10 protein-coding genes are annotated in these 12,744 nt (G+C 68.5%); 7 read left to right on the top strand and 3 right to left on the bottom strand.

Annotated elements, in window-relative coordinates:
* Nucleotides 1–633 precede the first annotated feature (633 nt).
* The 6 genes from ACFPZI_RS20865 (at nt 634) to tpg (ending at nt 7,872) form a co-directional block, all read left to right on the top strand.
* Nucleotides 634–1,596 (top strand): AraC-like ligand-binding domain-containing protein, encoded by a 963-nt coding sequence (locus tag ACFPZI_RS20865; RefSeq protein WP_381365026.1) that lies wholly within the window; start codon nt 634–636, stop codon nt 1,594–1,596.
* Between the two features lie 269 nt (nt 1,597–1,865).
* The gene (locus ACFPZI_RS20860; protein ID WP_381217548.1) at nt 1,866–2,264 is read left to right on the top strand and encodes a hypothetical protein; all 399 of its coding nucleotides are present in this window, start codon (nt 1,866–1,868) and stop codon (nt 2,262–2,264) included.
* Nucleotides 2,265–2,499: 235 nt separating this feature from the next.
* Entirely contained in the window at nt 2,500–2,979 is a 480-nt protein-coding gene (locus tag ACFPZI_RS20855) for a hypothetical protein (protein ID WP_381365024.1), read from the top strand.
* 278 nt (nt 2,980–3,257) lie between these two features.
* Nucleotides 3,258–4,736, top strand: a complete 1,479-nt coding sequence (locus ACFPZI_RS20850) for an ISKra4 family transposase (protein WP_381365074.1) — start codon at nt 3,258–3,260, stop codon at nt 4,734–4,736.
* A 340-nt stretch (nt 4,737–5,076) separates the two neighbouring features.
* Complete coding sequence (gene tap / locus ACFPZI_RS20845; RefSeq protein WP_381365022.1) at nt 5,077–7,308, top strand: telomere-associated protein Tap; 2,232 nt, start codon at nt 5,077–5,079, stop codon at nt 7,306–7,308.
* Between the two features lie 6 nt (nt 7,309–7,314).
* Nucleotides 7,315–7,872, top strand: coding sequence for a telomere-protecting terminal protein Tpg (tpg, locus tag ACFPZI_RS20840; protein WP_381217539.1), 558 nt, complete (start codon nt 7,315–7,317; stop codon nt 7,870–7,872).
* Nucleotides 7,873–8,214: 342 nt separating this feature from the next.
* Here the strand turns inward: tpg and ACFPZI_RS20835 are convergent, their stop codons facing one another.
* The 3 genes from ACFPZI_RS20835 to ACFPZI_RS20825 form a co-directional block, all read right to left on the bottom strand.
* A complete protein-coding gene (locus tag ACFPZI_RS20835) occupies nt 8,215–9,312 on the bottom strand; it encodes an integrase core domain-containing protein (protein WP_381217536.1) in 1,098 nt (365 codons plus the stop codon).
* Nucleotides 9,313–9,405: 93 nt separating this feature from the next.
* The gene (locus ACFPZI_RS20830) at nt 9,406–10,929 is read right to left on the bottom strand and encodes an MFS transporter (protein WP_381365020.1); all 1,524 of its coding nucleotides are present in this window, start codon (nt 10,927–10,929) and stop codon (nt 9,406–9,408) included.
* Nucleotides 10,930–11,169: 240 nt separating this feature from the next.
* Entirely contained in the window at nt 11,170–11,949 is a 780-nt protein-coding gene (locus ACFPZI_RS20825) for an alpha/beta fold hydrolase (RefSeq protein WP_381365018.1), read from the bottom strand.
* Between the two features lie 104 nt (nt 11,950–12,053).
* On the opposite strand from ACFPZI_RS20825, the gene ACFPZI_RS20820 reads away from it, so the two are divergent.
* Complete coding sequence (locus ACFPZI_RS20820) at nt 12,054–12,686, top strand: TetR/AcrR family transcriptional regulator (RefSeq protein ID WP_381365016.1); 633 nt, start codon at nt 12,054–12,056, stop codon at nt 12,684–12,686.
* The last annotated feature ends 58 nt before the right edge of the window (nt 12,687–12,744 follow it).

Genomic DNA, 12,744 nt, shown 5'->3' with positions numbered 1-12,744 from the left:
GCCGCAACGAAGACCACGACCCGGAAGGCCGCGAAGAAGTCGCCTACCGAGAAGGCTTCCCCGAGGAAGCCCCGGCACAGCGTGCAGGCCTCTCGGACCCCGCCCCGGCCGGCGTCACGCCGCGCAGTACGTCGCGAACGTGTCGCCTGTCTCGGGACACACGCAGCAGACAGCCCCGGCAGTTGGCCGGCCCGCTGCTCGTAGGCCCAGACGGCGAAGACCGCGCGGCCTGCTTGGCCTTGACCGCGGCTTTCTTGGAGTCGTCCTTGGCGGCCGCGGTCTCCTCGGCCGCCTTCTGCGCGGCCTCCTTGGCCATCTGTGAAGCCTCGACCGCCTTCTTCGACGACTCTTTGTGTGAGAAGCGCATGGGCACGCCGCTTAAGGGCCTGGACCAGGTTCTCCGCATTAGGGCATGTTCACGCCATGTTGAGTACCGTATTATCCGTTCGACGATTGGACGGGGTGTGCCGGTGGACGGGCTGTTGTCCGGGCCAACGGCCGGGGTACGGGGGATGGGGCGATCGCCACCGTAGCCGTCGTCGGGGATGTACCTGCGCCGCGCTCACTGCCGGACCACAGCGCGGGCCCCTCTCGGCGGTCTGGGCCGCTCGCCCTCGTGAGGGGGATGACACGGTGCTGGTGACGGAGTTCCGGACGCTGGATCTGCCGGCGGCCGAGAGGTTCGCGTCCTGGTACGACATGACGGTCAGCGCACTGATACCCAGCGTGGTCCATAGTGACCATGAGGGGGACTTCCGGGCGAGTGCGCGGGTGCTGGATCTGGGTGGCGTTCAGGTATCGGCGCTAGCCTACCCGTCGCTGGAGACACGTCGAACGGCGAAGATGATCCGGCGCTCTGATCCCGAATCCATGCAGCTGATGCTGACTCTGCGCGGGGGCCATCGGATCCTCCAAGGCAGCCAGGACACCACCAGCGGCTCCCGTGAGGTACTGCTCTTCGACACCTCACGCCCCTGGCACGGCTGGGCGAGCGCGGACCCTGACCCGGTGGAGGGGGTGTTGGTGCAATTCCCCCGGGCGCTGCTGCCGCTTCCGGCGAACAAGGTCAAACGGCTCACCGGGATGCGTCTGTGCGGGCGTGAGGGGGTGGGCGCCCTGCTGTCCGCCTACCTCACGCAGCTCAGCGCGGGCGCCGCCTCGTACACCACGGCGGACGGCCCCCGACTGGCCACCCTCACCCTCGACGTGCTCACTGCCTTCCTCGCTCACCACCTGGACGCAGGCGCGGTACCGCCCCAGACCTACCGGGGGGCCCTGCTGCTGAAGGTGCGTGCCTTCATCCAGCAGAACCTGGCCGACCCCGAGCTGTCCCCGGCCACGATCGCGGCGGCCCACAACATCTCCCCGCGCTCCCTGCACCGGCTCTTCGAAGAGAACGGCGCGACCGTCGCCAGATGGATCCGCGTCCGACGGCTGGAGCGCTGCCGCCGCGACCTGACCGACCCTCTCCTGTGCTCCCGCCCGGTCCGCGCCATCGCCGCCCGCTGGGGATTCACCGACCCCGCCCACTTCAGCCGAGCCTTCCGCACTGCCTACGGGACCAGTCCCCAGGAGTACCGCCAGCAGTACCAGTAGTCGTCGCGCCCCTGGCACGCCTGGCGCCGGGTGGGCACCATGAGCGGCCACCGGATCCTCCACCTCTGCTTCGACCTCCCGGCCGGCCACAACGCCGACCTGTCCGCCCCTGGCACGCGTTGTCAACCAAACGGCGCTGAGGGTCAACGACATCCCGATCAGGGGCCGCAAGGATCGGAGGCGCCTTCGGAGGTCGGGGGAATACACAGGCGAGTGCGTCCGGAGGCAATGAGGGGAACCCGGCTCGCCGCTCTGGAGGACCGAGAGATATGCGTACACGCATCGCTGCAGGCGTCTTTGCTGCCGCTGTTATAGGCAGCACCCTGGCGCTCGCGCCCAGCGCACAGGCCCAGCCGTCGGCCGCCACGTCCTGCTACGGCAGCGCGAAGTCCTACTCCAAGCCGTCCGGCGACCGGTGGTATCCGAACAACGGTCAGACCCGCCTCACCATGCCGGGGAACTGCAACGACATCAACATCAAGCCCAACCAGAAGACGTCGATTGCCGTCTGTTTCTACCCGTCCTCGGGCGGAGTCAAGTGTCAGGAATCCTTCAAGACGGCACCGGCAGGCCAGTGGACCGTAGTTGCCACCGATGTCAAGCCTGGCACACGCTTCATCTTCGACTTCAGTTCGACCACGGCCAACACCGGCGTGTGGGCTGGCTGATGAAGCCCGCCGCTCAGTGATCGCCAGGTTCCCCCAGGCTGAACCCTGGGGGAACCTGGCCAGCGTGCAGTCCGCCAGTGGCGTGGCTGTTCGGCTACGGGTGCAGATTTTCTGAGGGTGCCTCGTTGGGGTGATTCGCAGGGGTTCGGGATGTGGCCGGTCGTGCCGGCTTCTACCGTCGCCGGGGTCGATCCCGCCGTGAAGGGTGCGGGTGTCGAGCGAGGGTGGGTGTGGGGTGCCGTCGTTGATGGAGGCGTTGGAGGCCCGGCGGGCTGAGGTACTGGGTCAGGCCGAGCGGCTGCGTGAGCAGATCGCTGGCCTGTCCGAGGAGTTGTCGCGGGCAGAGGAACAACTGGCGCGGTTGCAGATCGCGCGGGAGACGGTGGAGGAGGTGCTGGCCGCGCCGTCTTCCCCGGTGCCGGGTCCGGACGCCGCGGACGGGGATGCGGGCGGGGTCGCGGTGGCGTTGGTGAAGGCGGAGGCCGAGCTGGACGTGACGGTGATGTCGCCGGAGTACCGGGAGATCATCGCCTTGTTCGCAACCTCGGGGGCGGCGATGCGCTGCAAAGAGGTCTGCCAGCAACTGGGTCTGGGGACCGAGCCGCGGCACGTCGAGGGGATGCGCTCGAAGCTGAAACGGCTGGTGGAGCGCGGAATCCTGGCCGAGCCGTCGTCCGGGCTGTTCAAAGTCGACGGCAGGAAGCAGGGGTGGTGAGCGTGGCGGGGCCTGCTGACGGTGTACTCGCGGAGTGTGAGAGTGCGGTAAGTGATGGTCTAGCTAATTTCGCACCACTTCGTCCCAGTGGGTAGCAGGCCCCTGACCTCGGCTGTCGAGCCAAACCGGGGAGCCGGAGCCGTGCGCTCGGCCAGGGCGGCGATGTTGATCATTCGACCGCCGGAATCACCCCGTTATGGCATGTCATCACATCGGTGTGAAACGGCAGGAAACATCACTTACCGCACTCTGAGAACGCCTTCGCCGCCTCGGCGGGTCTGTTCGCCGCGGCGTGTGCGGAGCTAGCGGCCCCCAAGGCGGCGGTGATGACGCACGCGCAGTTGGAGGACCTGCTGGGGGCGCGGATGCGCGAGGTCACCCGGCAGTTGTTCCAGGACCACCTGACCCTGCGGGCCGGCAACGAGGCGCGTCGCGAGGAGGTCGTGGACGCCGCCGGTGTCGAGCGCACCCGCATCGAGCGTGGCCGGCGCCGGACATTGGCCACGGTGTTCGGCAAGGTCACCGTGGTCCGGATCGCCTACCGCGGCACCGGAGTGGCGGACCTGCACCCGGCCGATGCGGTGCTGAACCTGCCGGACGGAATGCACTCGCACGGGCTGGCCAGGCTCGCCGCCATCGAGTCCGCCCGCGGCAGCTTCGCCGACGCCTGCGAGCGGATCAACGCCCACACCGGCGCCGGTATCGGGCACCGGCAGGTCCAGGAACTCGCCGTCGGCGCCGCAGCGGACATCGACGCGTTCTATGACGCCCTCGTGCCAGCTCCCTGCACCGACACCACGCCACTCATCTTGTCGGTCGACGGCAAGGGCGTGGTCATAAGACCCGAAGCCCTGCGCGAGGACACCGCGAAGGCCGCGGCGGCCAAGGGCGGCAACGCGATGAAGACCAGGCTGTCGGCCGGGGAGAAACACGGCCGGAAACGGATGGCCACCCTGGGAGCCGTCTACGACGCCGAACCCGCCCTGCGCACGGTCGACGACGTCATCGCCGACCCGGACCGGCAGGACGACGCCGTCCACGGCACGGCGCCCGAGCGCCGCCCTGGGCCGAAGGCCCGCTCGAAGTGGTTGTGCGGTTCGGTGAACGACACCGCCGCGCAGGTGGTCGGTGCCGTGTTCGATCAGGCGGAGCACCGCGACCCCGGCCACCACCGCCCGTGGGTCGTCCTGGTCGACGGGGCCCGCCACCAGATCGACCTCATCAAGGCCGAAGCACGGCAGCGCGGTGTGAAGGTCCACATCATCGTCGACCTGATCCACGTGCTCGAATATCTGTGGCGAGCGGCATGGTGCCTGCACGACAGCGGTGATGCCTGTGCCGAAAACTGGGTCGCCCGCCATGCCCGCGTCCTGCTCGGCGGCGGCGTGCAGCAGACCGCGACCGCACTCGAGGAAGCCGCCCGCGCCACCGAATTGCGCGGCGCCCGGCGCAAGGGCATCGACGAGGCCGTGAGCTACCTGACCGGCAAGGCCGAGTACCTGCGTTACGACACCGCCCTGGAACGCGGCTGGCCGATCGCCACCGGGATCATCGAGGGAGCCTGCCGGCACCTGGTCAAAGACCGCCTGGACATCACCGGCGCCCGCTGGGGCCTGTCCGGAGCTGAAGCCGTACTCAAGCTCCGCGCCCTGCGCAGCAACGGCGACTTCGACGCCTACTGGGCCTGGCACCAGCAGCAGGAATACACCCGCAACCACCAGACGTGCTACCGCGACCGGCTCATACCCACCCCCTGATCGACAGTACCCTCATTGGATCTGCACCCAAGTCGAACCTGCTGGAAACGATCCGCCTGGTCCTGGACCCCTTGCTGTCCGATGCGCGGCGCCTGCTGTGCGAGGAGGGCATCTTCGACGGCCACCCGGCAGGCCTGAGCGGCGGGGCAGAAGTGACCATTGTCGTGGACCTGCAGGGTGAGCCGCGGGTGACCGCATTACGCGTTTGTGAAAACTGGCCGTGGAAGCGCCCGAAGCATCCCTCCGTACGCACTTCGTACGCACTTCGTACGCAATTCGTACGGGGAAAGTGCGCGATCCGTACGGTTCACGGGATAGGGTGTCGGTCGGGAGGTGCTCCATGTCCGAGTTGTTCGATGCGGTCGACGCGCTGGTCGCGTCCCGCTCTCCGCTCCCGCCGGCGGAGGAGCGCAAGCGGCTGCGGGTCGCGCACGGTCTGACACTGGACGAGGTGGCCGCCGCGCTCAAAGTGCGCCGTGCCACGGTGAGCGCCTGGGAGTCCGGCAAGACCGAGCCCCGCCCGCCGGAGCGTGAGGCGTACGCGCGGCTACTCAAGCAGCTCGTGGAGCTCTACCCCGCTGCACCGGTGGCGGAGATGATGGCCCCGGTGGTGCCGACCACGATCACTGGCTCGCCCGCCCTGGCCGACGCGGAGCCCCTGTCCACAGGCAAGGCGGCCGAGGCTGCGGCCATGACTGCAGACGAGAACACCCAGACCAGCCTCGCCCCTGTCGCCGCTGCTCCGGCGGCCGCCCCCCGCTCGACGCGCACCGACAGGCCGACGTCTCGGCGTCCGGGTACGAAGCAGACGGCCCCGGCCGGCACCCCCGCGGGCGGCGCCGACGCGCGCTTCGAGAACGGGCCGCTCGCGGTCGTCGATGTCGAAGACGGTCAGGTGCTGGCGTACTGCGTTGGTGGCCTGGTCCTGGACGTGCCCGCCAAGTCCCTGCCGGCCCTGGTCAACTGGACGCTCACGGAGGCAAGGCTTGGACAGCCGAAACTGTCCGGGCCGGGCAAGGACGCCGACCCGTTGCTCGTGCTCACCGAGGCCGCGCTGGAGCGCTACGGCCTGCCGGTCGCCCTCACCGAGGAGGAGCGGCTCGCCGGGCGGATCCCCGAGGGCCACAAGGTCATCAAGCAGCTGGCCCGCGCCGACTGGAAGCTGACGAAGCGAGGGTTCGGGCCGTGGGCGCGGATCTACCGCCCCGCCACCGGTTCGGAGCGGGCCTGCGTGCAGTTGTGCATCCCGTCCTGGCACGCGCTCGACTCCCGCCACTGGGGCGAGGCCGGACAGCTTCCGCCGGCGGACCTCGCCCGGCTCCTGGGCACGTACGCGTCGCGGGTGATGACGCCGCGCGGCTCCACCGCCGTCACCGGCCTGGAGCTGATGACCGCGCTGCACCCGCCGACCCGCGCCTCCGAGCCGGACGCCGACGGCAAGCGGCACTCCGAGCACAACCCCGGCAGCCTGGGCAAGGACCCGGTGGACTGCGCGCCGTGCGAGGCCCCGGACGGGCACCCGCTGCTGGCGGACCTGTCCCGCTTCCACGTGCGCGGCCCGGCGGAGAAGCTCTTCGAGGAGGCGTACGACTGGGCACGGCCGATGACCGACGCCGAATGCACCCTGCGGCACCTGGTCGGCATCGACGTGAACATGGCCTTCGCCGCCGGCGCCAACGGCCTGGCCGTCGGCCTCAGCTCGCCGACGCACGTCACGCAGCCCGTATTCGATGCGAAGCTGCCCGGCGCGTGGCTGGTCGACCTCTCCCACGTCGACCTGTCCCGCGTGAAGGTCGCCAAGGACAAGTGGGCGGACCTGGACCCCGGCCTGCTGCCCAGCCCGTTCACGCCAACGGGCGAGCGCCCCGAGGGCCCAGCCTGGTACGCCACACCCACCGTCGCCTACGCGGTGGAGCTGGGCTACGAGGTGCGCCCGACCGAGGCGTGGGTCCGCTACGAGAACGGCCGCTACCTGGACGGCTGGTACCACCGGCTGCGCGACGCCTACCTCGCCACCATGGCCGACCTCGGAGTGGACACGGACCTGGAGCCGGCCGACTTCCTGGCGGCCATGGACGGCTACAGGGAGCGCGACCCCGAGCTGGCGATCGTCGTCTCCGCGATCAAGGCGACGGTCAAGGGCGGCCTGGGAAAGCTGCGCGAACGCCCGCGTGGTGAGGGCTGGCGGCCCGGCCAACCGTGGCGTGCCCTTGCCCGGCCGACATGGCGTCCGGACATCCGCGCCGCGGTCATCTCCCGCACGCGCATCAACCTCCACCGGAAGATCGTCAAGCATGCGGCGTTCACCGGCCAGTACCCGGTCGCGGTCCTGTCCGACTGTGTCGTGTACGCGGCCGACGGGCCCAGCCCGCTGGATTTTCTTCCCTACCAGGACGGCAAGCCGCTGCCGGGCGGCTTCAAACTCGGGGTGAACCCCGGCCTCGTGAAGTGGGAAGGCACCCAGACTGTGCTGTGGGGCGAGGGCGTCCGCGAGCGGTTCAACGCCCCGGAGCTCAACCTCGCCCGGTACATCAAGGACGGCACCGTCACCGGCCAGGACAACGGGGAGTAGCAGGCGATGAGCATGTTCGGGGACGGCCTGGACGCCGCAATGCAGAAGACCTTCACCCGCCCGGCGCCCAAGAGTGCGCCCGCGCAGATGCGGTACCTGGTCAAGCAACTCAAGGGCACCAGGGCGGTCGCCCAGATGCTGCGGATCTCCCAGCGCACCGTCGAGCGGTACGTGAAGGACCAGATCAAAAAGCCGCGCCCGGAGCTTGCCGCGCGCCTGGAGCGCGAGGTCAAGAAGCGCTGGCAGCCGCAGATCCGGGCCAAGGCCCGGCAGAAGGCGGCGACCACCGGCGGCATCGTCATCGACACCCGCGCCCGCCTCGGCTACACCGCGCCGATCGGGTCGACGGACCAGGACCGCATCCGGCACCTGACCGTCGCCCTGCCCCCGCGGTACGCCGCCCGCCTCTTCGACGCCCAAGCGGCCGGCGTCAGCGACCAGCAGTTGCGAAAGATCGCTGCCGAAGGGCTCAAGGAGGTGTACTTCCAGGACGGCGGCCGCCGCGCCGGCAGCCTGGAGGAGGTCCGCTTCACCGACATCGAGCACCTCGACTTCGACCTGTAGGCGTCCCAGACCGCGCTGCGAACCCGGACCGCTGTGACTGAGCACTTCATCTGGCGAGTGAGCGGTTCACCCGGCAGAGCTGAGCGCTCTGGTTGGCGTGAGCATTGCGGCTGGTGAGCGATTTGCTCTCTGTTTGGTGACGGTATCTGCGGATGTCGTTGCAGAGCGGGTGCATAGGATCGCCGGCATGGCACTGCGACCTGTTCAGGTGAACATAAAGGCTCTTGACGACTCGGCGGTCGGCCAGTTCTGGGCGGAAGCGCTCGGCTGGAGTGTTTCCAGCGAGGGACCCGGCGTGACCAACGTTGAACCCTGCGCCTGCCGAAAGCTCATCCGCGCAGGTCATGCGGCATGTCGGTACTCGTGGAGGATGCCGCCGAGTCGTTGGCGTCGTCGTATGTCGAGGCGGGTGATCTGCTTCGGATCGCTGATCGGCATCGGCAAGGGGCGTAGCGGGCGGGCGTTGGCGATGCCTTGATGGGGCCGGTGGGAGTTGCAGAAGTCTTCGAACTCGCGTAGCGCGTGGAGCAGGTGTCGCTGGTTCCAGATCAGGGTGCGGTCCAGCAGCTCGCGCCGACAGGTCTGCACCCACCGCTCCATGATTGAGTTCATGCGCGGCATCCGTACTCCGCTGAGCACCACCTCGATACCCGCGTCCTTGAGGACCTCGTCGAACAACCGCGGGAACTTCCCGTCCCGGTCCCGGATCAGGAACCTGGCCCGGCAGCCGGCGTCCTCGAGGTCCATGACGAGGTTCTTCGCGACTTGCGTCACCCAGGATGCGGTGGGGTGCGCGGTGGCGCCGAGGACCCGGATCCGGCGGTTCGCGTGCTCGATCGCGGCGAACACGTACAAGCGGGCCCCGGACAAGGTGACGGTCTCGAAGAAGTCGCACGCCAGGAGCGCGTCGGCCTGGGAACGCAGGAAGCCCGCCCAGGTGCTCGAGGCCCGCTCGGGCGCCGGGTCGATGCCGGCCTCCTTCAAGATTTCCCAGACGGTGGAGGCGGCCACCGTAACGCCCAGAACGAGGAGTTCGCCATGGATGCGGCGGTATCCCCAGTTGGAGTTCTCGCGGGCGAGCCGCAGCACCAGCAGCCGGATGGAGCGCACGGTCCGCGGCCTTCCCGGGCGCTTGGGCCGGGAGCGCGCAGCGTGGCGGCGTGCGACCAGATCGCGGTGCCAGCGCAGCACGGTGTCCGGACGCACCACCAGCCGTATCCTGCGCAGCACCTGCGAGGGCAGGCGGTGCAGCAACGCCGCCAGGAACGCGCGATCGTTCGGGGAGAACCGAACCTTCTCGCCACCGAGTTGGCGCTCCAGCACCGTGATCTGATGCCGGAGGGCGAGGATCTCCGTTTCCATGTCCCGGTCGCTCATGGGCAGCAGGCGCAGCACGGCGAACGCGTTCGTCACGGTCAGGTAAGCCAGTCGTAGCAGCACGACCAGCCATCATGCCGGGGTGATCGCCAGTCCCGCGAGAGCACCGATTCCAGCGTCCGTGCTCGAGAACCCGCGCATCCCGCACACCGGCTCCTACCTCGGCGGATGAGGTTTTCGGCAAGGGCAGGACTCGGCAGCCGAGTTCATGTCCTCGCTGCCCGCGTTGACCATGGTGAACACGATCACCGCGGCCACTACGAGGATGCCGACGGCGAACCAGATCGCGTTGGTGTACCCGTGCACTTGGGCCTGCAGCCGCACGAGCTGCTGCTGGGACTGGGTGGTGGCACCGGCGATGTGGTCCGCGACGTACGCCGTGGTGGCCGAGGCGGCGATCGTGTTCAGCAGGGCCGTACCGATGGCACCGCCCACCTGCTGCGAGGTGTTGACCATCGCGGAGGCGACACCCGAGTCACGCGGCTCGACGCCCAGCGTGGCCAAGGACATGGCCGGCATGAAGGCCGTACCCATACCGAAGCCGAGCAGCAGCATGGCCGGCAGGAACAGCGTGGCGTACGAGGAGCCGATCTCCATGCGGGTCAGGAGCAGCATGCCGAGCGCGGCGACCAGGAAGCCGGGGCCCATCAGCAGGCGCGGCGCGACGCGGGTCATCAGGCGGGCGCCGATCTGGGTGGAGCCCACGATCATGCCCACGATCATCGGCAGGAAAGCGAAACCGGTCTTGACCGGCGAGTAGCCCTGCACGATCTGCATGTAGTACGTCAGGAAAAGGAACAGGCCGAACAGCGCGATGATCGCGAGGCCCAGCGAGAGGTAGACGCCGGCACGGTTGCGCTCGGTGACGACACGCAGCGGCAGCAGCGGCGCCTTGACCTTCGACTCGACGAACACGAAGGCCGCGAGCAGCACGGCCGAGGCCACGAACAGGCCGATCGTCATCGAGTCGTCCCAGCCGTTGGACTCGGCACGCGTGAAGCCGTAGACCAGCGAGACAAGACCGAGGGTGGACAGGACGACACCCGGGATGTCGAGCGGCGAGCGGTTGCGGCTGCCGGAGGGCTCACGGATGACGAAGTACGCGCCGGCCGCGGCGACGACCGCGAACGGGATGTTGACGAAGAAGGTCCAGCGCCAGTTCAGGTACTCGGTGAGGAATCCGCCGAGGATGAGGCCGACGGCGCCACCGCCACCGGCGATCGCCCCGAAGATGCCGAACGCCTTGGCGCGTTCTTTGGCGTCGGTGAACATCACCGCGAGCAGCGAGAGCGCGGCGGGCGCGAGCATCGCGCCGAAGGCACCCTGCAGGGCGCGGGAGCCGAGGAGCATCGCCTCGTTCGTCGCGGCGCCGCCCAGGGTGGACGCGCCAGCGAAGCCGATGAGACCGGCGACGAAGGTGCGCTTGCGGCCCCACAGGTCGGCTATGCGGCCGCCGAACAGGAGGAGCCCGCCGAAGGCGAGGGCGTAGGCCGTGATGACCCACTGCCGGTTGCCGTCGGAGATCCCCAGGTCCTGCTGGGCCGAGGGCAGCGCGATGTTCACGATGGTCGCGTCGAGCACGACCATGAGCTGGGCCAGCGAGATGAAGACGAGCGCTTTCCAGCGGTTGGAGTCGGGAGCCGGTGCCTTTGCGGCGTTAGCCTGGACTGTCTCAGACATGGGAATACCCACTTCAGGACTTTGTAGCGAAAAAACGTAATGGAAGGGACGGCACGGCACCGGGACGTCTTCGTCCGGATCCAGGTCTCGCGCTGTTCGGGCCTGTTTGGGTTTGGGGCAGAGTGTCGGCTGGTCCAGTCCAGGGGAGCGTCAGCGTCAGCGGTGATGAGGGCCGGCAGGTGATTCCTGCCGGTCCTCATCAATCCCTGACTCTTTCGTGGCGGCTGGTCCTGTCGGGCCTCAGTCCTTCGGAGAGACGCTTGCCCAGAAGTCGCGGAGTATGAGGGCACTGCGCTTGGGGTCCTGCAGCATCCACCAGTGCCCGAATCCGGCGAGTTCCTCCGTCTTCGCGCCGGCTCGCTGACCCGCTCGCCGACGCTGCTCGAGTGTTCCGACGGCGTGGTCGTCGAGGGGGATGATGAACAGCCCCGGACGGGCGGACGCCTGGTGCAGAGCCTTGCCGTGCTCGGCCATGGCGGGCTGTGCGGCGGAGCGGTACAGCGACAGGATGGTTCGAGCCATCTCCTCATCCTGCGCGGCGCCGAGGAGCTTGGCGACGGGCTCGGTGATACCCCACTGGATCATCCGCTGCGCGCGGGCTTCCGCGCCGCCGCTGAACATTTCGCCGATGAACGCTTCGCCTTCAGGGGTCTGCCAGACCTGGGCCGTCTCGTGCCACTCGTAGTCCGGCTCCAGGGCCCCGATGGCGTCACTGACCCAGCTGCGGATCAGGTCGGGACGGTGCATCGCCACGCCGGCGACATGGGCGCCGCCGAAGTCGTGGCCCACCAGATCGACCGGCTCGTCGAACTGCTCCAGCTGCTCGATCAGCCAGTTGCGGTAGCCGTCGACGGTCGCCTCGAAACCCTCGGGCACGGGGGCGCCGAAAGCGGGCGGCGACAGCGTCACCACATTGTCGATCCCGAGCGCCGAGAGCTCGTCGAGCAAAGGCGTCCAGATCGCCGTTGTCTCGGGAACGCCGTGAACCAGGACGCGGGTGTGTGCAGCAGTGCCGCTCATGGAACTTTTCCTTTTCGTAGCGATCGATGCGGAACCCGACCATACTTCCTGATCGATCGATGCGCAATGTTCCGCATCGATCGATTAGGAAGTAGGATGCCTGCATGTCCACGACGGTGAGCAAGCCAAAGGCAACCGGCCGTCCCCGCGGATTCGACCCGGACGAGGCCTTGGAGAAGGCCATGATGTTCTTCTGGCAGCACGGATACGAGGGAGCCAGTCTCGCCGGGCTGACCAAGGCCATGGGGATCTCGACCACCAGCATGTACACGGCCTTCGGCAACAAGGAGCAACTGTTCCGCAAGGCTCTGCAGCGGTACGACGACCACCCCGAGGGTTATCTGGAACCTGCGCTACGCGAGCCGACCGCCCGGGGGGTTGCCACAGCGTTGCTGAACGGTGCCGTGAACGGCACCACCCGGCCGGATATGCCCCACGGCTGCCTCGGCGTGCAGAGCGCTCTGGTCACCTCAGGCGGGGCCGCACAGATCCGGGAACTGCTCAACGAACGCCGCCGCCGCATCGACGCCCGACTGAACGAGCGCTTCGAGCAGGCGGCCGACGAAGGCGACCTTCCCGCCGGAACGAACCCCGCCGTGCTGGCTCGTTTTCTGTCCATGACGATAAGCGGAATCGCGGTACAGGCCGCCGGCGGAGTCAGCCGGGAGGAGTTGCAAGCCATGGCGGAGACAGTTCTACAGGGTTGGCCGCCCTCCGAACCATCGCCCAAGCACTAGTACTCCAGCAGTACTTCGTGGCTTGACGTGGGGAAACGTCGAGCGGTGGGAGTGTAGC

This window comes from Streptomyces chlorus, assembly GCF_042655885.1.
In the GTDB taxonomy this organism is placed as follows: Bacteria; Actinomycetota; Actinomycetes; order Streptomycetales; family Streptomycetaceae; genus Streptomyces; species Streptomyces chlorus.
The sequence above is the reverse complement of the archived record's forward strand: the minus strand, read 5'-3'. Positions and strand labels throughout refer to the sequence as shown.

What these genes read in the sequence shown, in the direction of transcription:
- ACFPZI_RS20860 (WP_381217548.1), top strand. Translation starts at nt 1,866, where the DNA reads ATGCGTACACGCATCGCTGCAGGCGTCTTTGCTGCCGCTGTTATAGGC.
- tap (WP_381365022.1), top strand. Translation starts at nt 5,077, where the DNA reads ATGTCCGAGTTGTTCGATGCGGTCGACGCGCTGGTCGCGTCCCGCTCT.
- tpg (WP_381217539.1), top strand. Translation starts at nt 7,315, where the DNA reads ATGAGCATGTTCGGGGACGGCCTGGACGCCGCAATGCAGAAGACCTTC.
- ACFPZI_RS20830 (WP_381365020.1), bottom strand. Translation starts at nt 10,929, where the DNA reads ATGTCTGAGACAGTCCAGGCTAACGCCGCAAAGGCACCGGCTCCCGAC.
- ACFPZI_RS20825 (WP_381365018.1), bottom strand. Translation starts at nt 11,949, where the DNA reads ATGAGCGGCACTGCTGCACACACCCGCGTCCTGGTTCACGGCGTTCCC.
- ACFPZI_RS20820 (WP_381365016.1), top strand. Translation starts at nt 12,054, where the DNA reads ATGTCCACGACGGTGAGCAAGCCAAAGGCAACCGGCCGTCCCCGCGGA.